The organism is Nonomuraea sp. SYSU D8015 (genome assembly GCF_008065375.1).
Taxonomy (GTDB): domain Bacteria; phylum Actinomycetota; class Actinomycetes; order Streptosporangiales; family Streptosporangiaceae; genus Nonomuraea.
Genome location: NZ_VJYI01000005.1, coordinates 595,418 through 615,694, shown reverse-complemented (window position 1 = coordinate 615,694; position 20,277 = coordinate 595,418). Strand labels below are relative to the sequence as shown.

The following is a 20,277-nucleotide window of genomic DNA, read 5'->3' as shown; positions in this document are numbered from 1 at the left end:
TCGGTGACGGGCAGGCTGCAGACGCGCTTGCCGGTGCCGGGGTTCAGATCTTGGCGAGGTCGATGACCACGTATTTGCCTTTGAGCTCGTAGGACAGCAGGCGGTCGGTGACATCCGGCTGGATGCTGATCATGCGGCCCTTGGCGTCAGGACGCAGGCCGAAGTCTCCGGACTCCCCGGTGACCAGGTCGAGCAGCGCCTCACCATTCCTGTTCGGAAGGCGGACCGTCGTGAACCGGTCGTAGGCCGCCCCGAACAGCGGCCTCTGGGACAGAGCCCGTTCCAGAGAGCCGTCGCGCAGCCGGAAGAAGTAGCGTTCGTCGCCGCTCGTGCCGGTGCACGTCGTCACACCGCAGCGTACGTACCGGTCACCGGGCCGGACCAGCGCCTTGCTCGTCTCCCCCGTCTCGACGTTGAGGATCTCCTCGAAGCTGGGCTCGTTGTCGGGCGTGTAGCTGCCGGGGGTCCCCACCCAGGGCCAACGCAGGATGTGGTGGCGCTCCGCACCCTCGACCGGGGTGACCGTCCCGCCCTCCAGCGGGAGCGTGAAGACGCCGCCTTCGCTGAGCGAAAAGGCGATCTTGCCCCCGATCACGACCAGCCCGTCGCCGCCGCCCTTGACCGGGGCGTCGGTCGGTATGGCGGCGGGCGTCCCGCCGCGGAGCGGCACCGACCAGAATTGCGTGCGCCTGTCGTCGATCGTCTGCCAGACGATCCGTCCTTCGCCCGCCGCGTACCCGGAGGCGAAGACGCCCTTCGGTGTGCGAATGTCGGCGATCTTGCGGCTCTGGCCGGTGTCGAGATCGTAGGCGTAGATGGCGTCGGCCTTCTCGAAGCTCTCCCACGTCTCCAGGAGCAGCGTGCGTTCGTCGATGAAGATCTGCGGACGGGCTTTCTTACCCCCGGGGAGCTTCGCCGGGATCTTGTACACCGCGTCCGGCCACACCTTCTCGATGGGCTCAGGCGCCTGCCCCGTAGGGGACGACGTCGGCGTCGGGTCCACCGCCGTGACGGGGCCGCCGTCGGTCATGGCCCGTGTCCCCGCCCCGACCCCGCCCGCCACGATCGCCACGGCGACCGCGGCGATCAGGGACTGCGTCCGCGCCCTCCGGCGGCGGGAACGGCCCATGACCTGCGTGGGGAGATCCTGTGGAGCCTGCGGCGCACGCCGGGAGGCGCGGCTGATGATGGTGGGCAGGTCGCGTTCCAAATCGTCGCTCACGGGGTCCTCCTCTTGGCGAGCATGCGGTGGGATATCGCGGAACGGAGTTTGCTCAGCCCGAGCGACGCGTGGCTGCGCACGGTCCCCTGGGAGATGCCGAGGAGACCGGCGATCTCCGCGTCGGAGAGCTGCTCGTAGAAGCGCAGGACGAGGACGGCGCGCTGCTTGCGTGGCAACCCTCCGAGCGCCTCCCAGATCTCCTGGTCGGCGTCGGAGGGCAGCACGTCCTCCAGCGGGGTCTCCGGCAGGGCCCAGGTCAGCTGCTCGCGACGCCGTCGCCGCCAGACGCTGATGTGCAGCCGAGCCATGATCATCTTGGTGTAGCCCTCCGGGTCCTCCTTACTGCGCACCCGCGCCCAGGCACCGTGCAGCCTGACCAGCGCCTCCTGGGTCAGGTCCGCCGCGTCATGCGGGTTGCCGCTCAGCGCATAGCCGTAACGCAGCAGCGCATTGGCGCGTTCAGCGACAAACTCCACGAATCTGGAGTCGTCTTCCACTTGGCCTCGCCCTTCCGTGGTCCGTCACCCCTCAGACGGGCTCGGCCCCCGATTTGTTGAACGGGCGCGGCACCCGGTCACCAGTTGCCGGTCTCCGGGCCCATCGCGCCGTACGTGATCGCTCCCGCCCGCTCGTACGTGCTGACCACGACCCCGGTGCTCGACGTCACGCTCCCCGCGAGCCTCAGCCCGGCCGGGACGGTGCCGTCCCCGAAGAGCCGCTTGCCCGAGCCCACGAGCACCGGGAAGACCAGCAGGCGGAACTCGTCGACGAGATCGTGCGCGAGCAGCGTCTGGACGAGCTACGACCTACGGGATGAGCGGCGATCGACACCTTCAGCGCACGAGTTCCGACAAGCGCGCGACGGCGGCCGTCTCCGCCGCGTGGATCGCGCCCAGCCGGGTGCCGAGGTCGGCGAAGAGCGCGGCCGTGTCGGTGGCGGCGAGGGACTCGTTCGCGGCGGCGCGGGCCTGCCACAGGAGCCGGCCGTTCTCGGCCGCCTCGTCAGCGCCCGCGCTGCCCTCCCCCATGACACTCTCCTTGATCGCCACGGTCAGCTCGCGCACCCGGGCGAACTCCGGCACCTCGGCCGGGAGCGCCGCCTCCGCCAGCCCGTGCCACAGAGCGTGAATCTCCCTGAACCGCTCGGCCAGCCCCGCCAGTTCCGGCTCTCCCAGCAGTGGGACGGCCTCGTCGAGCGCGTCGGCGAACAGCTCGCGCAGGTTCCCGCCGTCCATGCCGGCCGGCTCCGCGCCCTCCCACACCGAAAGGAGGGCGTCGGCCAGGCCGCGCCCGTCGGCGAACACCTTCGGCCACGCCTTCGCGTTGCGGGTGTCCGCCATCAGCCGCGACCACTTGCGCCAGGCGGGCAGGGAGAACGAGTCGGAGGTCGCCGACAGATGGGCCGCGCAGTCCCGCAGCCCCTCGCGGGCCGCGCCCGCCAGCGTGGCCTCGTCCAGCTTGGCCTCGCCGAGCACGTGCATGACGTTCTTGTACGACGGCACGCGGGCCCGCGCGGCGTCCAGCCGCTCCCTCGGGACGCGGATCGGGGCCTGGCCTCGGTCGTCGAGCCACACGCCGCCCTCGTCCCGCCGGTAGGCGACCACCGGGCCGCCGCCGTGGCCGTCGAACGCGGCGGGCAGCTGCCAGTAGCCGAGGTGATAGCGGTCGGGCAGGATCACGCAGGGCCGCCCGGCGTCCAGTTCGGCTGCCAGCCTCTCGCTCGCGCCGCGGGCGCCGGCCGTGCGGTGCTCCTCGTACGGCACCCCGAGCCGGGCGAGCGTCTTGGCCATCCACCGGTCGTGGTACTGCCACTGGTTGCGGAAGCCCAGCGTCACGTGGCGGGAGTCGTCGTGCTTGAACTCCCACAGGATGTAGCCCGCGCCGATGCCGCCCCCGGCCAGGAACACCAGCGGCTCCCGGACGTCGGCACCCTGGTTGACCAGGACGGCGGTGATCGCCGCGCTGGACGGGTGCCGTCCTCCGGCGAACCGCCACCCCGCGTCGGCGTGCGTCTCGCTCCGGCCGAGCACGTGGTTGCGGGCGGTGGTGTAGCTCTCGCCGGTCTTGGCCATCCGCGCGCGGATGCGGGCCTTGAGCTGCTTCTTGCTGGTCATGACGGCGCTCCCCGCGGCCATTGCCAGGGCCCGGCCCACGCCCGCGGCCCGTGGCGGCCGCGACGGTTCGTTCGCCGGCCGGTCAGACCACGACTCCCGAGGCTCCTTGCGTCCCCTTTGCCTCCGCGATCGGCGCGCCGCGTGGGGACGCGCTCAAGAGGTTGGGCGGGAGAGTACCGCCACGCACCGGATCGTAGGAATTTGGCGGGCATTTCGCAATAGGCCCGGGTAAGGTGCCGGCCCCGGCGATCGGGTGACCCGACGTGCCGGGGGTCGCCGAAGGCACTGCTCAGCGAGCGGGCTGTTGCCCGTCACCCAAGATCTCGTCGACCACCTCGCAGGGGTCGGTGACGGGCTCGATGTCGGCCACGCCGCACGCGACCCGCCGCACCATCCTCCTGAAGGTCTCCCGCTCGTCCGGCTCCAGCGCCTGAAGGACGCGGTCCTCGGCCTCGCGTACCCGCCGCTCCAGCGCCCGCAGCACGCCTGCGCCCTTCTCCGTGGCGACGATCTTGCGTTGCCGCCGGTCGGCCGGGTTGAGCCGGCGCTCCACGAGGCCCGCCTCGACGAGGTCGTCGATGAGGTAGGTCATCACGGTCCGGTCGATCCCCAGGTGCGCGGCCAGTGCGAGCTGGCTCGGCTGATCGCCGTGCACGACCGTGGACAGGGTCTGGTAGCCCCGGGGCCCGTGCGGGAGGTCGCCGAGCACCGTGACCATCGAGTCGTGGAAGGCGCGCAGCAGCACGCCGAGAGACCACCCGAAGTCACCCTCAGGCTGCCCGTTCTTCTCGTCGATGCTCATACCTTGAAATATACCGACAACCCGTGGTACGGCCGCCTATCTGTGCCTCATATCGTCTGCTACACAGAGGGGCTCGCGGGCGCCACCGAAGGACGCCACCTGGCCGCCGCCACCAACCCAACGCCGAGCCCCGCCCACAGGCTGAACAGCGATCCGGTGCCACCGGTCAGCCTCCAGCCGAACGTCATGTCGCCCAGCACCAGCAGGGCCGCCAACAGGAACAGCACCCCGACGGCGAGGATCAGCGACGGCCGGCCCAGCCGGGCGGCCACGCAAGCCACCAGCCCGAGCAGCACCGCGGCGACAGCACTCACGGCGGTCATCTCCACGAACCGCCAGTCCCCGCTCGCGAACACGAACACAGCGCTGACCACCGACCCGACACCGAGCGCGAGCGCGTACCTCGGCGGCTCCCATCCCCTCACCCCCAACCCGTCCGCGCCGTAGTAGCGCCCGGCCGCGGTCGCGAGGAGCACGCCGTGAACCATGAACATCAGGAGGTACGACCAGTGCCACTCGTTCGGCGTGTTCAGCACCGACAGCGTGATCGCCGCCGTCTGGCCGATCCCGATCAGCGCCCACGCCCTCGTCCACAGCCCGGCCAGCAGGAACGCGCCCAGCCCCGACTCCACCAGCAGCACCGCCCAGCCGAACAGCGCGAAGTTGGGCAACACCACGTGCTCGACCAGCCAGGCGTAAGGAGCGAGCACAGGGTGTTCGACGGCGTAAGAGGTCCACTGAAACAGCCCCTGCGGCCTCGGCGCGTTCTGACCGAAGCCGTCCGCGGGCGTCTTCCATCCCGCGTTCTGGATCCACAGCAGGGCGGTTGCGACGCGGACGGCCGCCAGCGTGGCGGGCGCCCCACGGGACAGGACGGCGACCTCGGACATCGGACGGCTCCTCGGAGTCGGATCGCCCTCAATCCCATACCGGAACGGCCTCACCGATCCTTACGGATCGAGAACGTCCCGCGGCCCCTCCATCAAGATCCATGACGTCAATGTGATGCCACCCTTGGGAACCTTCGCCGTCCTCAGCGGGGTGGCGCTCACCCGGCCCGCCGTCACCGGCGGGTCCCGCCCTCGCAGGCATCCGCCAAGTGCAGGGTCGGGCGGACGGTGGTGCCCGCCGGTGCCGGTCGTGAAGGCGGGAGTTTGCGATGACGCCAAAATGGCGCCATAGTGGCACCATGGATCTCAAGCCGTATGTCGACAGGCTCCGCCGAGACCTCGCGGTCGCCGCCGAGGCCGGAGGTGACGAGGCGCGTGCCCTTGCCGAGCGGCTCACCTCACCCCTCGAATCGTCCATCCGGCTGATCCTGCTGGAGGCCCTGTCGGCGGCGGCCGACGAGATCAGCCGTGATCTCGCACCGGGCTCGGTGGAGGTGCGCCTGCGCCGCGCCGACCCCGACTTCGTCGTCACCCCGTCACCGGCGGGCCATCCGTTCGGCCACGACACCCACGACGACGACGCCGGACCCGCCGAGCCTTCCGATGCCGACGCCCTGCCGGCCGGTGCGACGGCGGCCAAGGACGGCGGCACCGCGCGGATCAGCTTCCGCCTCCCCGAGCACCTCAAGGCACAGATCGAGGACGCCGCCCGCCAGGAGGGCCTGTCGGTCAACACCTGGCTCGTCCGCTCCGTCGCGGCCACCCTCGAATCCGGCGGTCGCCGCTCGGCCCGGCGCGTCCCGGCGGGCGGGCGCCGCTACACCGGCTGGGTCGGCTGAGGCCCGGACACCCACAACGAAGAGGAGGAGGGTCTCATGCCAACATTCGACACCCCCGAACCGATCTCGGTCCGGATCGACCTGCCGGGCGGCGAGGTGAGGATCATCGCCGGCGACCGCACCGACACGGTGGTGGAGGTGTGGTCCGGAGACGACGAGGAGCAGGTCCCGATCCAGGTCGGCTACGCGGGCGGCACCCTCGTCGTCAAGGCCGCGCGACCGGAGACCTCGACCCTGTCGAGTTTGTCCCGGCACGCGGGCGGCACCGGCGCGCTCGTCGCGGCGGCCTTGAGGCAGAGCTGGAGCTGGTCCGGACTGTCCGGCCTGTTCGGCGACTGGGATTCCACCCGTGTGACGATCGAGCTGCCGTCGGGCTCCCACGTGCAGGGCGAGGCGATGGCGGGCGAGTTCCACTGCGCGGGCCGTCTGGGAGACTGCCGGCTGAAAACCGACTACGGCGACATCCGGCTCGACAGCGCGGCCACGATCCGCCTGAGCAGCGACAGCGGCGAGATCACCGTGGAGCCCGCGACCGGCCGCGCCGAGATCACCGCCGGCAGCGGCGACATCCGGATCAACGAGCTCGACGGCACAGCTTTGATCAGGAACGACGACGGGGAGATCTACCTTGGGGAGGTCACCGGCGACCTCCGTCTGATCGGCGTCAACGGCGACATGCACGTCCATCGCACCCACGGCGACGTCGAGGCCAAAACGGTGCACGGCAGCGTACGGATCGGCGAGATCGCACGCGGCTCGGTCGTGCTGACGAGCACGACCGGCGACCTGGAGGTCGGCATCCGGCAGGGCACCGCCGCCTGGCTCGACGTGAGCACCGCCAACGGCAGCCTCGTCAATTCCCTCGCCCCGCACGACGGACCCGAGGCGTTCGACGAGAGCGTCGAGATACGCGCCCGCAGCCACGACGGCGACATCGTGATCCGCCGCGCCTGACGTCCCGACACCACAGTCCATAGCCGACGGTCGTCACCGTCACTTTTGGGTGGGGCGGTTGGGGCAGATGGTACGGGACTGCACCAGAATGGGGGGATGGCATATCCTCCCCAGCCTCAGGAGCCTCACCCGCAAGGACCGTGGGGCCCGCAGGCACAAGGAGCACCCCAGGGACCTGGCCGGCCCGGCTACGGCCCGCCGCCCGGCCAGACCGCCCCGCAGCCGGGCTACGGCCCGCCACCGGGGCAAACGCCGCACCAGCCCGGCTACGGTCAACCGCCGCAGGGGCAGGGGGCACCACAGCCTGGACCCGGCCACCAGGCCCCGCCCCCGGCCTACGGCCCTCCGCCCGGCCAGGGGAGCCAGCCCCCGCAGGGACAGGGAGCCCCGCACTCCGGCTACGCCCAGGCCCCGCAGGGACAGGGGCCGTCGCAACCCGGCTACGACCAGCCCTCGCGGGGACAGGGATCGCCACAACCCGGCTACGGCCAGCCGCCGCAGGGGCACGGGACCCCGCAGCCCGGGTACGGTCAGCCGCCCGGCGGGCAGGGCGGCGCACCGTACGGGCCGCAGAACCCCTATGGCCAGCCCAACCAGTACGGCCAGGGCAACCCCTATGGCCCGGACCAGCTGCCGCCGGTGCAGTACGGTCCACCGCCCAAGCGCAACAACGCCCTGATCATCGGTCTCTCCGTGGGGTTAGGCGTGCTCCTCCTGGGCGGCGGCACGATCGGCGCGGTCGCCCTCCTCAGCTCCCCTGCCCCTCGGCCGTCCCTCGCCCTGGAGAGCCACGTACCCACCGTCCCCGCGACACCGCCGACCGAGTCGGACCCTCCGTCCACCCCGTCGGACCCGCCCGCGTCCGACCAGGCCGACCCCGCCGACCCAGACCCCGCCGACCCGACCACGGCGCCCACCGACGATCCGCCCACCTCCAAGCGGGTCACGCCGAACTCGCCGATCACGCACAACGAGTTCGACGACTGGAACTTCGGCCTGGGCGGCGTCAAGTTCAAGGCCAACAAGGTCGGCGGCTGGACGTACAACAGCTGCGACCCGGTGGACGGCGAGGGCGTCCTGGCCAGGTACAACTGCCAGCGCGCCATCCAGGTCGCCTACTCGGCGTACGGCGGGCACCTCAAGGCCGTGCAGATCATGATGTCCTTCCCGAACGAGCGGGCGGCCAGGAACACCGCCACCCGGCTGGCCAACCTCACCTCGGACGCGGTGACGTGGCGCAAGGACAAGGCCCACACCACGTACGCGTACGGAAAGATCCGATCGGGTGCGTCGAAGAAGTATGTGATCGTCACGGTCGTCACCGCGGACAGGTCCGCCAAGGCGCAGGCCGAGAAGTTCCACGGCTACCTGCAGGCCGACCACGCGAGCTACTTCGAGCTGCGCGACTTGACCATCACCAGCTGACCCCGACCTCCGCCCCATCGTCTCTCTCACACCTCTCAACGTGGCGGACGTGGGGGCCAACGCGGGTGGCACGGGGCCGAACATGCGACGAAGAACGCCGATCATGGGACGAACCAGCCGGCCTTCCGGCGGAACTCGGCGGGCGGCAGCCCGGACGCGGCGCGGAACGACCTGTTGAACCGCGTCGCGCCGGGGAGCCCCAGCGTGCTCCCGTGGCGCGTACCGGCCGGTCCGCCGGCGCGTGGTCGAGCAGGTGGTGGCGGCAGCTCTCCAGCCTGCGCCGCCTGATCCAGTCCGCGACGCCGCAGCCCTCGGGCTCGAACAGCTTGTACAGGTAGCGGAATCCGCGTCCATTGCTGCGATTATCCGGCCGGCCGCCGGACACGTCTGTGCGCTTGTACACACTTGTCCGGGTAAACGCCGTGGCGGGCCGGCCCAGATGCCGGCCCGCCACGGCGTCGTCCCTGGTCAGCCGACGCTGAAGTGGCCCTTGAAGTCCGCGCTCTTCACCCCGCCGAACAGCGCCCCCGCCGTGCACTTCCCGCCGCCCATGAGCAGGTTCGTGTCGAACTCGCCGCGGAACGGCCGGCCCGCGAACGGGCCCTGAGTCACGACGCCGGACACCCTCGCCCTGTTGAGCACGGTCTCGTCGATCCTGATGTCGGCCTTGCTGGTCACCTTGGCGCCGTTCAGGTACCACTCGATGGTGGCGGTGCCGGTGCCGGTGCCGAAGTCGCTCGCCACGCAGCTCAGGTCCACGTCGTCGAAGGTCGCGCTGATGCGGGCCGAGGTGATGCCGAGGTTGCCGTGGTCGACGCAGGCGACCTTGGCGCCCCGGTACGTCACGGTCTCCGACTGCGGGAACATCTGCACGCCCGGCAGGAAGTGCGTCTGCCCGGAGGCGTTGCAGGAGACCTCGCCGGCGGCGTACGCGGCCTGCGGGGCCGCGAGGAACAGGGCGGAGACGCCGAGCGCGGCGAAGGCGGGCAGGGTCTTGGCCAGAGTGGACATGGAGCTGCTCCTTTCGAGGGCAGGACGAGATGGCGGCGGAGGGTGTACGAGGCCGCCGGCCCTCCGTTGAGAGGTTCTCGATCAGTGGACGCTATGAGCCGCAGGGCAAAGGCCGTGGAAAACCATGGCCTGTGGCGATCAAGAGATTTGCGGTCGATACCGTCGGTTCATGTCCGAGTTCCACCGAACCCATTCGGGGCCTCGATGATCGGCGCCATCGCGGACGACTTCACCGGGGCCACCGACGTCGCTGTCGCGCTGCGCCGGCGCGGGATCCGTACCGTGCTGTTCTTCGGGATGCCCCGGGAGGAGGCGGCCGCCGAGCCCGGCGCCGTCGTGATCGCGCTGAAGACGCGCACGATCGCCAGGGACACCGCGGTGGCGCAGTCGCTGTCGGCCCTGGAGTGGCTGCGGGCGCGCGGGGCGGAGCAGGTCTACTTCAAGTACTGCTCCACGTTCGACTCCACCGTCGAGGGCAACATCGGCCCGGTGCTGGACGCGCTGGCCGACGCCCTGGACGTGCCCGTGGTGCCCATGACGCCGAGCTCTCCCGAGCACGGGCGCACGCAGTACAACGGCTACCTCTTCGTCGGGGACGTGCTGCTCGCCGAGTCCCACATGCGCCACCACCCGCTGACGCCGATGACGGACTCCTATCTGCCGCGGGTGCTGGAGGGGCAGAGCGCCTACCGGGCGGGAGTCGTGACGTTGGCGCAGGTGCGGCGGGGCGAGCTCGCGCGCCGGCTGGCCGAGCTGCGGGCCGAGGGTGTCCGCTACGCGCTGGTGGACGCGGTCGAGGACGCCGACCTCGCCGCCGCCGGACGGGCGCTGGCCGACGCGCCGCTGGTCGCCGGCGCGGCCGGCCTCGCCGGAGGACTCGCCGCCGCTCGCGCCCGGACCGAGGGCGGCGACGTGACCGGCGCCGTGCCGGCAGGCCCTGCCGCGGTGCTGGCGGGCAGTTGCTCCGCCCGTACGCTGGAGCAGGTCGCCGCCATGATCGACGCTGGCAGGCCGGCTCACCGGCTGGACCCCTTGGCCGACCCGGATCCCGGGTCGCTCGCCGCGGGGGCGCTGGCCTGGTACGACGCCCTCGGCGCGGTCGCCCGTCCCGGGGGTGGGCCGGCCTTCGAGGGCTCCGGCGCTCCGCTGGTCTATTCCTCGCTCGAGCCCGCCGCGCTCCGCCGCGTCCAGGAGGCTCTGGGGGGCGAGCGGTCGGCCGCGATCCTGGAGTCCGCCCTCGGCCTCATCGCCCGAGGGCTGGTCGAACGCGGGGTCACCCGGCTGATCACGGCCGGCGGGGAGACCTCCGGAGCTGTCGTGAGCGCGCTCGGGGTCTCCGGCGGCGTGATCGGCCCAGAGGCGGCCCGCGGCGTTCCTTGGATCTTCACGCCGTCCGGCCTGAGCCTGCTGCTGAAGTCCGGCAACTTCGGCGACCCCGACCTGTTGCTGGAGGCATCCCGCTGATCCGGCCGCGCCCGACACCACCACACCCGCCCGGCCCGCCCGACCGCGCCCGACACCACCACACCCGCCCGATCCACCCGGCCGCGCCCGACACCACCGCGCCATCACCCGGCCCACCTGACGAGCCCCACCCGGCGAGCGCCCCACCCGACCGGGCGTTCGTCTACGTCAGCAGCCCCCGCCGGCGTGCTGCCGCGGCCGCCTGGGTGCGGGTGGAGACCTCCAGCTTGGCCAGGATGTTGGACACGTGAACGCTCACCGTCTTCTGGGCGATGAACAGCCGCTCGGCGACCTCCCGGTTGGTCAGCCCCTCGGCGACCAGCCGTAGCACCTCGACCTCCCGAGCCGTCAGCCCGCCATCGCCGCCCTGTCCGCCGGCGATCCCGAACCGGGCCCGCCGCCCGAACTCCAGCAGCGCGTTCTCCAGCGGCGTCGCCCGCAGCTTGCCCGCGGTCTCCCTGGCCAGCTCCCACTCGGCCTGCGCCGCCTCCCGCTCGCCGGCCGCCAGCAGCGCCTCGGCCAGCCGCCAGCGGGCCCGCGCCACCTCGTAGACGAAGCCGAAGTCGAAGGCGGACACCACCCGCCGCCACAGCTCCACGTCGTAACGGCCGTGGACGCGGTGCCACTCCGCCTCGGCTCGCAGCGCCCACGCCTGCCCCTCGGGCCCCAGGTAGCCGCGCTCGCCGATGGGGCCGTGCTCGACGGTGAAGCGGGCGCGGGCCAGCAGGTCGTCGGCCCCCTCGGTGGTGCCGAGCTCGGCCAGGGCCCACAGCCCGACGGCGGCCAGCCGCAGCAGGCCGTTGTCGCCCGGGACCAACGGCGCGATGGCCGCGCGCACGTGTTCGAGGGCGGCGGCCGGGTCGCCGTGCCACAGGGCGTGTTCGGCCGCCATGCCCCGGGACATGAAGGTGACCAGCTCGTCGGACCAGAACGGCCGCAGCCAGCTGAGCCTGCTCTCCACCGCGGGCAGGTCGCGCCCCACCTCGACGAAGAGCGCGAACGACGACAGGGTCGCCTCGGGGATCGTGCCGACCCGCACCGGGAAACCAGCGGCCACGGCCTCCGCCTCGTCCCACTCGCCCGCCGCGTAGTGGATGAGGAATCGCAGGAAACGCAGGTCGGTGCCGTAGGTGCTCCATTTGAGCCCGGTGTCGAAGGCCACCCTGATGCCGGCGTCGGCCACCTCGGCGGCCTCGGCCAGCCTGCCCTGCTCGAAGTGGATGCGGGCGTGGTGGAAGTGGGCGCGCAGGTCCATCGCCAGGTCGCCGGTGCTCTCCGCGGAGGCGGTGTGGACCAGCTCGTGGGCCCTTGCCACGTCGCCCCGGTGTTCGACGTAGACGGCCAGTGTGAGCAGCGCGCCGGCCTCGGCGTCTCTCGCTCCCGCCGTGCGGGCCGTCTCGAGCGCCCTGGCGGCCAGGGCCTCCGCCTCCCGGTGGCGCGGGCTCCACAGCAGCGTGCGGGCCTGGGTGGCCAGGGCGCGCGCGAGGGCGGCCTGGTCTTCCGCGGTCTCGACCGCGCGTTCGGCCGCCGCGATGGCGCCCGGCCCGTCGTCGATCTCGGAGAGGTAGTAGGCCAGGCGCTCGCAGACCTCGGACGTCTGCGGCAACGCCCGCAGCTGGACGATCGCGCGATGGTTGTCGCCGCTGTCGGCCGCCATGACGGCGCTGCGGAACGCCAGCGCGAGCCGGCTCTCCCCGGCCAGCTCCGCCGCGCCGTCCACCCGGTCCCACAGGCTCAGCGCCTGGTCGTAGTGGCTGTGCGCCTCGGCGGGGGCGCCCAGCCGCTCGGCCGCCCGGCCCGCCTCCACGGAGGCGGCGAGCGCGCCCGCCAGGTCGTGGCCCGCGAGGTAATGGTGCGCCAGCTCGGCGGGCGAGGTCAGCAGCCGGGCGAAGGCGGCGTGCAGCCGGGTGCGCTCGCCGGGCAGCAGGTCGGTGTAGACGGCCTCCTGCAGCAGCGCGTGGCGGAAGGCGTAGCCGAAGCCGTCGACCCTGAGCAGCCCGCGCGAGACGATCTCCCTGACCGCCTCCTCGAACTCGGCCAGTGGCAGCCCCGACACCTCACGCAGCAGCTCGTCCTCCACCCGCCGCCCGGCCACCGCTGCGGCCCGCAGCACCCGCTGACCGGCCTCGGAGAGGATCTCGACCCTGGACATCAGCAGGCTGGCCAGCCCGTCGGGCAGGCTGTCGCCCTCCGCCATGGCCGCGAACAGCTCCTCGGCGTAGAACGGGTTGCCGTCGGCCCGCGAGACGATCTCGTCCAGCTCGCGTGCGTCGACCTCGCCGAGCGTGGTGACGTAGTCGGACAGCTCGCCCGAGCCCAGCGGCCCCAGCCCGACGTGGGTCACCGTGGGCAGGCGCTTCAGCTCGGCCAGCACCGACCGCAGGGGATGGCGGCGGTGGAGGTCGTCGGTGCGGTAGGTGCCGACGACGCAGACCTGCTCGGTCTGCACCATGCGGCTGAGGAAGACCAGCAGGTCGCGGGTGGAGCGGTCGGCCCAGTGGAGGTCTTCGATCACGAACAGCACCGGCTGCAGGTCGGCCAGCAGCCCGAGCAGGGAGCCGAACAGCCGCTGCTGGGTGAGCCCCGGCGAGGGCGCGCTCTCCGTGCCGGGCAGCAGCTGGCCCAGGAAGGGATGGGCGCCGACGGCCTCGCGCACCGCGGGCTCCGCGCCGCGCAGCGCGTCGGCCAGCGGCAGGTAGGGCAGCGCGTCACCCAGCTCGGCGCACTGGCCGACCAGCACGTGGAAGCCGCGCTCCCTGGCCCGCTCGACCAGCTCGGACACCAGCCGGGTCTTGCCGATGCCGGCGTCACCGCCGACGAGCGCGACGCCGGCCGTGCCCTCGGTGGCGGACCGGAGAACTCCTTCGAGTCTGGCCAGCTCCACCGAGCGCCCGACGAGTTGACCATTCACGTCAGCCACTATGCCACGCCGCGCCGACAGTTGATTGGTCCACGAAACTGAGCCGAGATTGGCCTATATAGGCGTACCAAAGCATCTTTAAGCTGCTGTTTCATGATCTCCCCCACGAATTTCGCCTTCTTCGTCACCGCCTCGCTCGCGCTCGTGCTCATCCCGGGCCCGAACCACCTCTACATCACCGCCAGAGGGCTCGCCCAGGGCAGGGCTGCGGGCCTGGCCAGCGCTTTCGGCGTGGAGACGGGCACGCTCGTGCACATCGCCGCCGCCGCGGCGGGCCTGTCGTACGTGATCTCGCAGTCGGCCACGCTGTTCACGATCATCAAGTGGGCGGGTGTGGCGTATCTCGTCTACCTCGGCGTCCGCGCGTTCACGAGCAAGGACGTGGCGGGCGCGACGCCGCCCCCGCAGCCGCTGCACAAGGTGTTCCTGGAAGGCGTGCTGGTCAACGTGCTGAACCCCAAGGTGGCGCTGTTCTTCCTGGCGCTCCTGCCGCAGTTCGTGGACCCGGGCGCGGGCTCGCCGGCGCTGCAGGTGGTGGTGTTCGGGGCGACGCTGCTGCTCCTGGGGCTGCTGGCGGACATCGTGTACGCGTACGCCGCCGGCGCCCTCGGCCACCGCCTCAACAGGCGCGCGCGGGCACTGCGGTACGTCAGCGGCGTCGTCTACCTCGGCCTCGGGGTCGCCACGGCGTTCGCCGGGCGGAGATGACCGGGAGAAAATGGCCCGTATGGCGCCGAGGAAGCAGCAGGAGATCTTCGATGCGACGTTGCGGCTGGTCGCGGAGAAGGGCTACGACGGGCTGACCGTCGAGGGGGTCGCCGAGCGCTCCGGCGTCAACAAGACCACGATCTACCGGTGGTGGCCGTCGAAGGCCGCGCTGCTGGGGGCGGCGCTGGTGGAGGCCGACGTGCTGGGGTTCGACCCGCCCGACACCGGTAGCCTGCGCGGCGACCTGGTGGCGCTCGTGGAGGGCGTCGCGCGGCTGCTCACCGAGCCGCCGGCGGCCGACATCGCCGTGGCGGCGCTCGGTGCCGCCGTACGCCACCCCGAGCTCGACGCGCGGCGGTTCTTCGCCGACCGGTTCGCGCGGGAGCGGGAGATCTTCGAGCGCGCGGTGCGGCGCGGCGAGCTCAAGGAGTCGGTCGACCCGATGCTGATCGTCGACCTGCTGGCCGGGGCGGTGTGGATGAGGGCGGTGTTCAGGGGGCTGCGCGTGACGGAGGACTTCGCCGACGAGGCGGTGGCGGCGCTGCTCGACGGCATCTAGCCGCTCGACGGCATTTGGCCGCTCGACGGCATCAGGAGATGAGCTCGTATGCGCCGGGGTTCACCCGGCGGGTGCGTGCCCAGTACTCGAAGCTGAAGCCCGGCCAGATCGTCCGGTTCACGCCGTGCTCGTCCAGATACCAGGACCGGCAGCCGCCCGCGTTCCACACCAGCGGGTCGAGCCGGGCACGCAGCCGCCGGTTGAACGCCCGTTGGGCCTCCGGGCGGACGTCGAGGGCCCGCGCCCGGGTACGGGAGAGCAGCCGCAGGCACTCGAGGACGTAGTGCACCTGTGACTCGATCATGAACACGACCGAGTTGTGCCCCAAGCCGGTGTTGGGGCCGAGCAGGAAGAACAGGTTCGGGAAGCCCGAGGTCGCGATCCCGTAGTAGGCCTCGACGCCGTCCTGCCAGGCGTCCTGGATCTTCAGCCCGCCCCGGCCGACGATCCGCTTCTCGGCGAGCGCGTCCACGACCTTGAAGCCGGTGCCGTAGACGATCGCGTCGGTCTCGTGCTCGGCGCCAGCGGCGTCCACGATCGACTGCTCGCGGATCTCGGCGATCGCGTCGGTGACGAGGGTGACGTCGTCTCTCGTCAGAGCCGGGTAGTAGTCGCTGGAGATGATGACGCGCTTGCAGCCGATCAGATAGTCAGGGGTGAGCGCGCGGCGCAGGTCAGGGTCGGGGACCTGCGATTCCAAATGCTTGAGCGCCAGCCGCTCGTGGGGCTTCATCAGGCTCGGGTGCACGGCGAAGCCGAGCGCCCTGGTCTCCAGAGCGCAGTAGATGGCGTAGCGGAGTGCCCGGGCCGCGCCGGGCAGGCGCAGGAACCGGCGCACGCGCGGGGAGAAGGCGAAGTCGGGCTTCGGCAGGAGCCACGGGGGCGTGCGCTGGAAGACCGTCACGTGGGCGGCGGCCGGGGCGATCTGGGGGACGAACTGGGCGGCGGAGGCGCCGGTGCCGACGACGGCGACCCGCTTGCCGGTCAGATCGACCGAGTGATCCCATTCGGCGGAGTGGAAGGCGGGGCCGGCGAAGGACTCCCGCCCCGGTATTTCCGGAAATTTCGGGATGTGGAGTGCGCCGCCGGCGGAGACCACGGCGTTGGCCCGCATCGTCTCGCCGTCGTCCATGGTGACCGACCAGGCGCGGCGCTCGTCGTCGTACTCGAGGGCGGTGACGTTCTTGCCGTACCGGATGTGCGGGGTGACCCCGTACTTGGCGGCGCAGAAGCGCAGGTAGTCCTGGATCTCCTGTTGCGGGGCGAACATCCGGGACCAGCCGGGGTTGAGCTCGAACGAGTAGGAGTACATGTGCGACGGCACGTCGCACGCACAGCCGGGATAGGTGTTGTCCCGCCAGGTGCCGCCCGGCTCGGCGGCCTTCTCCAGGACGACGAAGTCGTGGTACCCGGCTTCCTTCAGTTTGATGGCCATGCAGATCCCGGCGAAGCCGGAACCGACGATCACTATCCCTGGATCTCCCACGAGGGCCTCCTATTGGACCATAAGTCCAATGTAGGTCAACGAGGGAACGACGAAAACCCGCCACGGCGTCGTGGCGGGAGCGTCCGGTATTCGGACTTACCGCAGGAGGAGGAAGGCGGCGACCCCGATGATCACGATCGCCGCGACGACCGCGACGATGGGCAGCAGGGGCGACTTCTTGGGCTTGGCCGCGGCCTCCTGCTCACGCGCCTGCGCGAAGGCACGGAAGGCCTGGGTGTTGCCCGCGGGGTCGATGTGCTGGTCAGACATGGCCAGCAGCCTAGCGTGATCTCCTGCGCCGTTTGCGCCTTTTGGCGGGATCCATGGGCATGGGCTGATTAGGGGACCACCCCACCCTGCGGATAGCTTTGAAGCATGCTCAGGACCCTGCTCTCGCCCCGCATGCTGGGGTTGCACCTGCTCACGATCGGGGTCCTGATCGCGTTCATCCTGCTCGGACGCTGGCAGCTCGGCATCTTCCAAGATTCGGGAAAGCCTCAGGCCGCCGCGGATCCCGGGCCCGTCGCGGTCGCCACGCTCGCCCAGGTGGGCTCGCAGATGAGCGGCGAGGTCGTCGGTCGCAGGGTCACGGCGGAGGGTGTCTACGAGGCCGGCCGCCAGCTGCTGGTCGCCGACCGGCGGGCCGACGTCGACGCGCCCGGCGGCAACGTCTCGCGCGACCGCGGCTACTGGGTGCTGACCCCGCTCAGGCTCGACGACGGCACGCTCATGCCGATCGTGCGCGGCTGGGTGGCGAAGAGCGACGACCCCGCGGTGGCGGCCGTGCCGGAGGGCCGCGTCACGGTGGCCGGGCGCCTGCGGCCGCAGCAGGGCACCGACAGCGTCCAGCGGCGCGCCGAAGGCCTGCCCGCCGGGCAGGTGCAGACGGTGTCCACGGGTGAGCTGATCAACTTGTGGACGGGCCAGAAGGTACGCACCGGCTACGTGGTGGCGCAGCCGCCGTCCGGCTCGCTCACGCAGGTCAAGGTGGCGCCGCCGGCGACGGAGGGCACGCTGACCTGGCGTAATCTGGCATACGCCGCCAACTGGTGGATTTTTGCTGGATTCGCCGTATTCATGTGGTTCCACTTCGTACGCGATGCCGTGCGAAGTGATCGGGATCGCGCCAAATCCCCCGAGATGGCGCTGGAAGGTTGAATCGTGGAATCGGCCCTGAAGCCTTTCCGGGTGCTCGCCTACGTGGTCGGCGTCATGCTGCTCATTCTCTGTGTCGCCATGGTGCTGCGTTACGGCTTCGGCAACCCTGCCCTGTCGAAGATCACCGCGCCCATTCACGGCGGGTTCTACATGATCTATCTGATCGCGGTCATGAATCTGGGCATGAAGGCACGCTGGACCTGGCCGTACATGCTCGGCGTCATGCTCGGGGGCACGGTGCCGTTCCTGTCGTTCTACGTCGAGCGCAGGGTGACCCAGCGCGTACAGTCGGCGCTGGCCGCGGCGGAGGCCTGAGCCCCCGCCGCCAGGGGCCTCAGCGGCCGATGCCGCGCCTGCGGGCCCTCTTGAGCCGCTCACGCTGCGACGGGTCGAGCATGAAATAACCAACCACCGGGGCGCCGATCACGCCGAGGATGACCAGCAGGGTGACCCATCCGGGTAGGGGCAAGATCAGCGTGAGCAGAACCACGATGCCTGCGCCAATGGCGTACTTCTGGACTGGCGACATCCTCAACATCCTCCAGACGCGGAGCGCACGCCCCGCCTCTCCCACATTCTGCGTCGCCGGTCCAACGATTGAGAGCACCCCGCTGGTTCCCACTCGCGATGTATCTCAATTGTTGCGCCGGCGTACGAGGGCTTTCAGCTCCCGGCGGAGCTCCTCCGGGGACGGGCGGTCGGCGGGATTGCCCGAGAGCAGCCTGAAGAGGATCGGCGCCAGCGGTCCTGCCCGGCCCAGGGGCGCGCCGGGCGCGGGCGGCGTCCCCTCGACGGCGGTGAACAACGTGGCCCCGAGCGACCACAGGTCGGCCGCCCGGCTCCGCACCCCCTCGGGCGCGGTGTACGCCGGCGGGGTCCCGGACCGCAGCGACGGGAGCAGCGTCGCCCGGCCGTTCCCGTCGATCAGCACGTGACCCGGCTGCACCCCGCCGTGCGTGCCCGGCGTGCGCTGGAGCCGGTCGAGCACGGCCACGCCGATCGCGGCCACCTCGGCGGGCGGCAGCGGCCCCAGCGACTCGACGAGCCGATCCAGCGGCTGGTCCAGAGCCAGCCGTTCGAGCGTCTCGCGGACCACCTCGACCGGCGGCGGCCCCGCGGGATGCACCATCGCCCTGATCAGCGACCTGAGCGGATCCGGGCCCTCGGCAGGCGCCTGTCCGGGCGGGCGGCCCTCGATCGCGAAGTGCAGCGTGGCGCCCAGCGACCACAAATCTCCGGACGGCCACGTGCTGCGGCTCGGCAGCCCGAATCCTGTCAGCACCGCCCGGCCCGTCGTCGTGAGCAGCACGTTGCCGGGGTCGACGTGCCCGTGCACGAACGCCGCCGCGTGCGCGGCCGTCAACGCCGACAGCACGCCGACGCCGACCCTGGCCGCCTGCATGACGGGGAGCGGGGCCCGCGAGCGCACGGCCTGCTCCAGCGACGCCCCGGACACGAACTCCATCACCAGCCACGGCGACCCGTCGTCGACCACCACGTCGAGCACCCGCACGATCGAGGCGTGCCGCAGGACCATCGCCCTGCGCGCCCGGTGCAGCGCCGAGTCGCGCAGTTCGGCGGGGACCCGTAACTCCCTGACCGCGACGTCACGGTGTCCGGACTCGTCGAAGGCCAGGCGTACGGATCCCGCGCCCAGGGGGTTGAGCAGCCGGTATCGACCGGCGAGCTTCCTGGTTTCTCCCATTTCGAGGTGCACGATAACCCTCCGTACGCACCTGTGGCCATCACGCCGGTCGCCCCGCTCTGGTCGCTACGCTCCCGCCGCTCCTCCAGGCGACGGCGCTCCGTCACCGCCGGCCAGAAAGGCCTCGTGAGCCTCGTGCAAGCGGCGCCAGAGCTTGTCCTTCTCCGGTGCGCTCACGTCGTCGAGCGGAAGGTGGAACACGTCCGCCAGCGCCGCGTAGTAGTCGCGCGCCGTGTCGATGGTGACCGAGTGCGCGCCGGTGCCGACGCGCGACAGGACGAGCCCGCGCAGCAGATCCACGCCCGAGGCGTCGCGCCGCGCGACCGAGGCCACGCGCACGAACCCGGACGTCGGCGACGTGGTCAGATGGCGGTGCATCTCCTCGAACGCCGATATGTCGGCAGACTCCGGACTGAAGTCCATGCCCACGAAGGAGCCGCTCGGGTCGTGGTCGAACCGCCAGCCGCCGGGCGCGACCTCCGAGGGGCGCAGGACGTACTGGAACGGTCCTTGCCGGTACGTGCCCGCGATCAGGGGGATCGGCTCGTGCAACGCGTCACCGAGCCCCAGGTCCACCAGCCACTCGCCGCCCGGGTTGTCCGCCGACGGCAGGCCGCGCACGGTCAGCACCAGGTGGTTGGCGCTGACGTTGGGCTGCTCGTTTCGGCCCTGCACGCCGCCGACGTGCCTGGTCACGTCGTAGCCGAGCGCCGTGATCAGCTCTGAGAACGCGCCGTTGAGGTGGAAACAGTAGCCGCCGCGGCCACCGATGATGCGCTCGGCGGACTCGAGCGGATCGACGGTGGTGGGACGGCCCAGCCAGATGTTCAGTGCCTCGTACGGGACCTTCTCGATGTGGGCGACGTGCAGATCCCGCAGGTTGCCGGCGGTGACGGGGGCGTCGATGAGGTCCGGCAGGCCGATGCGGCGGAGGTATCCGGGAATGTTCACCCGCCAAGTCTGCACCGTATGTGCACGAAGGAGATATGTCTGTCTGCACAGGGCGCTTCTAGGCTTTCG

The 20,277-nt window shown here is 71.4% G+C and carries 21 protein-coding genes; 8 read left to right on the top strand and 13 right to left on the bottom strand.

Annotated features, from left to right (window positions below):
* Positions 1-43: 43 nt before the first annotated feature.
* The 6 genes from ID574_RS25155 to ID574_RS60060 form a co-directional block, all read right to left on the bottom strand.
* Entirely contained in the window at positions 44-1,222 is a 1,179-nt protein-coding gene (locus ID574_RS25155) for a TolB-like translocation protein (protein WP_188191388.1), read from the bottom strand.
* Positions 1,219-1,698 (bottom strand): SigE family RNA polymerase sigma factor, encoded by a 480-nt coding sequence (locus tag ID574_RS25150; RefSeq protein WP_223167042.1) that lies wholly within the window; start codon positions 1,696-1,698, stop codon positions 1,219-1,221. The genes ID574_RS25155 and ID574_RS25150 overlap by 4 nt, the downstream gene beginning before the upstream one ends.
* A gap of 98 nt (positions 1,699-1,796) precedes the next feature.
* Positions 1,797-2,009, bottom strand: coding sequence for a dihydrofolate reductase family protein (locus ID574_RS25145; protein ID WP_188191455.1), 213 nt, complete (start codon positions 2,007-2,009; stop codon positions 1,797-1,799).
* Positions 2,010-2,055: 46 nt separating this feature from the next.
* On the bottom strand, positions 2,056-3,336 hold the full coding sequence (locus ID574_RS25140; RefSeq protein WP_223167041.1) for a BtrH N-terminal domain-containing protein: 1,281 nt from the start codon (positions 3,334-3,336) through the stop codon (positions 2,056-2,058).
* A 289-nt stretch (positions 3,337-3,625) separates the two neighbouring features.
* On the bottom strand, positions 3,626-4,138 hold the full coding sequence (locus ID574_RS25135) for a MarR family winged helix-turn-helix transcriptional regulator (protein ID WP_188191386.1): 513 nt from the start codon (positions 4,136-4,138) through the stop codon (positions 3,626-3,628).
* Positions 4,139-4,197: 59 nt separating this feature from the next.
* On the bottom strand, positions 4,198-5,028 hold the full coding sequence (locus ID574_RS60060; RefSeq protein ID WP_223167040.1) for an Rv1678 family membrane protein: 831 nt from the start codon (positions 5,026-5,028) through the stop codon (positions 4,198-4,200).
* Positions 5,029-5,327: 299 nt separating this feature from the next.
* Between ID574_RS60060 and ID574_RS25125 the strand changes: the two genes are divergently transcribed.
* From ID574_RS25125 to ID574_RS25115, 3 genes are all read left to right on the top strand, one after another.
* Positions 5,328-5,867, top strand: coding sequence for a hypothetical protein (locus ID574_RS25125; protein WP_188191385.1), 540 nt, complete (start codon positions 5,328-5,330; stop codon positions 5,865-5,867).
* Between the two features lie 36 nt (positions 5,868-5,903).
* Positions 5,904-6,821 carry a DUF4097 family beta strand repeat-containing protein gene (locus tag ID574_RS25120; RefSeq protein ID WP_188191384.1) on the top strand — a complete coding sequence of 306 codons (918 nt, stop codon included), beginning with the start codon at positions 5,904-5,906 and terminating at the stop codon, positions 6,819-6,821.
* A gap of 96 nt (positions 6,822-6,917) precedes the next feature.
* Positions 6,918-8,246 (top strand): hypothetical protein, encoded by a 1,329-nt coding sequence (locus tag ID574_RS25115; protein WP_188191383.1) that lies wholly within the window; start codon positions 6,918-6,920, stop codon positions 8,244-8,246.
* A gap of 468 nt (positions 8,247-8,714) precedes the next feature.
* Here the strand turns inward: ID574_RS25115 and ID574_RS25110 are convergent, their stop codons facing one another.
* Positions 8,715-9,257: a hypothetical protein gene (locus ID574_RS25110; RefSeq protein WP_188191382.1), complete on the bottom strand. Its 543-nt coding sequence runs from the start codon at positions 9,255-9,257 to the stop codon at positions 8,715-8,717.
* A gap of 204 nt (positions 9,258-9,461) precedes the next feature.
* Here ID574_RS25110 and otnK point away from each other — a divergent pair, with 204 nt between their 5' ends.
* The gene (gene otnK / locus ID574_RS25105) at positions 9,462-10,721 is read left to right on the top strand and encodes a 3-oxo-tetronate kinase (RefSeq protein WP_188191381.1); all 1,260 of its coding nucleotides are present in this window, start codon (positions 9,462-9,464) and stop codon (positions 10,719-10,721) included.
* Positions 10,722-10,884: 163 nt separating this feature from the next.
* Here otnK and ID574_RS62265 read toward each other — a convergent pair whose 3' ends face one another.
* Entirely contained in the window at positions 10,885-13,632 is a 2,748-nt protein-coding gene (locus ID574_RS62265; RefSeq protein WP_188191380.1) for a helix-turn-helix transcriptional regulator, read from the bottom strand.
* Between the two features lie 102 nt (positions 13,633-13,734).
* Here ID574_RS62265 and ID574_RS25095 point away from each other — a divergent pair, with 102 nt between their 5' ends.
* Together ID574_RS25095 and ID574_RS25090 are read left to right on the top strand one after the other, a co-directional pair.
* Positions 13,735-14,349: a LysE family translocator gene (locus ID574_RS25095; protein WP_188191379.1), complete on the top strand. Its 615-nt coding sequence runs from the start codon at positions 13,735-13,737 to the stop codon at positions 14,347-14,349.
* Between the two features lie 19 nt (positions 14,350-14,368).
* Complete coding sequence (locus ID574_RS25090) at positions 14,369-14,908, top strand: TetR/AcrR family transcriptional regulator (RefSeq protein WP_188191378.1); 540 nt, start codon at positions 14,369-14,371, stop codon at positions 14,906-14,908.
* A gap of 31 nt (positions 14,909-14,939) precedes the next feature.
* On the opposite strand, the gene ID574_RS25085 is transcribed toward ID574_RS25090, so the two are convergent.
* Together ID574_RS25085 and ID574_RS25080 are read right to left on the bottom strand one after the other, a co-directional pair.
* Complete coding sequence (locus ID574_RS25085; protein ID WP_188191377.1) at positions 14,940-16,394, bottom strand: flavin-containing monooxygenase; 1,455 nt, start codon at positions 16,392-16,394, stop codon at positions 14,940-14,942.
* A 96-nt stretch (positions 16,395-16,490) separates the two neighbouring features.
* Complete coding sequence (locus tag ID574_RS25080) at positions 16,491-16,664, bottom strand: hypothetical protein (protein WP_188191376.1); 174 nt, start codon at positions 16,662-16,664, stop codon at positions 16,491-16,493.
* 105 nt (positions 16,665-16,769) lie between these two features.
* On the opposite strand from ID574_RS25080, the gene ID574_RS25075 reads away from it, so the two are divergent.
* Together ID574_RS25075 and ID574_RS25070 are read left to right on the top strand one after the other, a co-directional pair.
* Positions 16,770-17,552 carry an SURF1 family protein gene (locus ID574_RS25075; protein ID WP_188191375.1) on the top strand — a complete coding sequence of 261 codons (783 nt, stop codon included), beginning with the start codon at positions 16,770-16,772 and terminating at the stop codon, positions 17,550-17,552.
* A gap of 3 nt (positions 17,553-17,555) precedes the next feature.
* A complete protein-coding gene (locus ID574_RS25070) occupies positions 17,556-17,867 on the top strand; it encodes a DUF3817 domain-containing protein (protein ID WP_188191374.1) in 312 nt (103 codons plus the stop codon).
* Positions 17,868-17,886: 19 nt separating this feature from the next.
* Here the strand turns inward: ID574_RS25070 and ID574_RS25065 are convergent, their stop codons facing one another.
* The 3 genes from ID574_RS25065 to ID574_RS25055 all read right to left on the bottom strand — a co-directional run bounded on the left by ID574_RS25065 (position 17,887) and on the right by ID574_RS25055 (position 20,208).
* Complete coding sequence (locus tag ID574_RS25065; RefSeq protein ID WP_188191373.1) at positions 17,887-18,081, bottom strand: hypothetical protein; 195 nt, start codon at positions 18,079-18,081, stop codon at positions 17,887-17,889.
* Between the two features lie 105 nt (positions 18,082-18,186).
* On the bottom strand, positions 18,187-19,257 hold the full coding sequence (locus tag ID574_RS25060; RefSeq protein ID WP_188191372.1) for a protein kinase domain-containing protein: 1,071 nt from the start codon (positions 19,255-19,257) through the stop codon (positions 18,187-18,189).
* Positions 19,258-19,323: 66 nt separating this feature from the next.
* Positions 19,324-20,208, bottom strand: a complete 885-nt coding sequence (locus ID574_RS25055; protein ID WP_188191371.1) for an arylamine N-acetyltransferase family protein — start codon at positions 20,206-20,208, stop codon at positions 19,324-19,326.
* Between the last annotated feature and the right edge of the window lie 69 nt (positions 20,209-20,277).

What these genes read in the sequence shown, in the direction of transcription:
- otnK (WP_188191381.1), top strand. Translation starts at nt 9,462, where the DNA reads ATGATCGGCGCCATCGCGGACGACTTCACCGGGGCCACCGACGTCGCT.
- ID574_RS25075 (WP_188191375.1), top strand. Translation starts at nt 16,770, where the DNA reads ATGCTCAGGACCCTGCTCTCGCCCCGCATGCTGGGGTTGCACCTGCTC.
- ID574_RS25140 (WP_223167041.1), bottom strand. Translation starts at nt 3,336, where the DNA reads ATGACCAGCAAGAAGCAGCTCAAGGCCCGCATCCGCGCGCGGATGGCC.
- ID574_RS25135 (WP_188191386.1), bottom strand. Translation starts at nt 4,138, where the DNA reads ATGAGCATCGACGAGAAGAACGGGCAGCCTGAGGGTGACTTCGGGTGG.
- ID574_RS25095 (WP_188191379.1), top strand. Translation starts at nt 13,735, where the DNA reads ATGATCTCCCCCACGAATTTCGCCTTCTTCGTCACCGCCTCGCTCGCG.
- ID574_RS25080 (WP_188191376.1), bottom strand. Translation starts at nt 16,664, where the DNA reads ATGTCTGACCAGCACATCGACCCCGCGGGCAACACCCAGGCCTTCCGT.
- ID574_RS25060 (WP_188191372.1), bottom strand. Translation starts at nt 19,257, where the DNA reads ATGGGAGAAACCAGGAAGCTCGCCGGTCGATACCGGCTGCTCAACCCC.
- ID574_RS25115 (WP_188191383.1), top strand. Translation starts at nt 6,918, where the DNA reads ATGGCATATCCTCCCCAGCCTCAGGAGCCTCACCCGCAAGGACCGTGG.
- ID574_RS25110 (WP_188191382.1), bottom strand. Translation starts at nt 9,257, where the DNA reads ATGTCCACTCTGGCCAAGACCCTGCCCGCCTTCGCCGCGCTCGGCGTC.
- ID574_RS25120 (WP_188191384.1), top strand. Translation starts at nt 5,904, where the DNA reads ATGCCAACATTCGACACCCCCGAACCGATCTCGGTCCGGATCGACCTG.
- ID574_RS25090 (WP_188191378.1), top strand. Translation starts at nt 14,369, where the DNA reads ATGGCGCCGAGGAAGCAGCAGGAGATCTTCGATGCGACGTTGCGGCTG.
- ID574_RS25125 (WP_188191385.1), top strand. Translation starts at nt 5,328, where the DNA reads ATGGATCTCAAGCCGTATGTCGACAGGCTCCGCCGAGACCTCGCGGTC.
- ID574_RS25065 (WP_188191373.1), bottom strand. Translation starts at nt 18,081, where the DNA reads ATGTCGCCAGTCCAGAAGTACGCCATTGGCGCAGGCATCGTGGTTCTG.
- ID574_RS60060 (WP_223167040.1), bottom strand. Translation starts at nt 5,028, where the DNA reads ATGTCCGAGGTCGCCGTCCTGTCCCGTGGGGCGCCCGCCACGCTGGCG.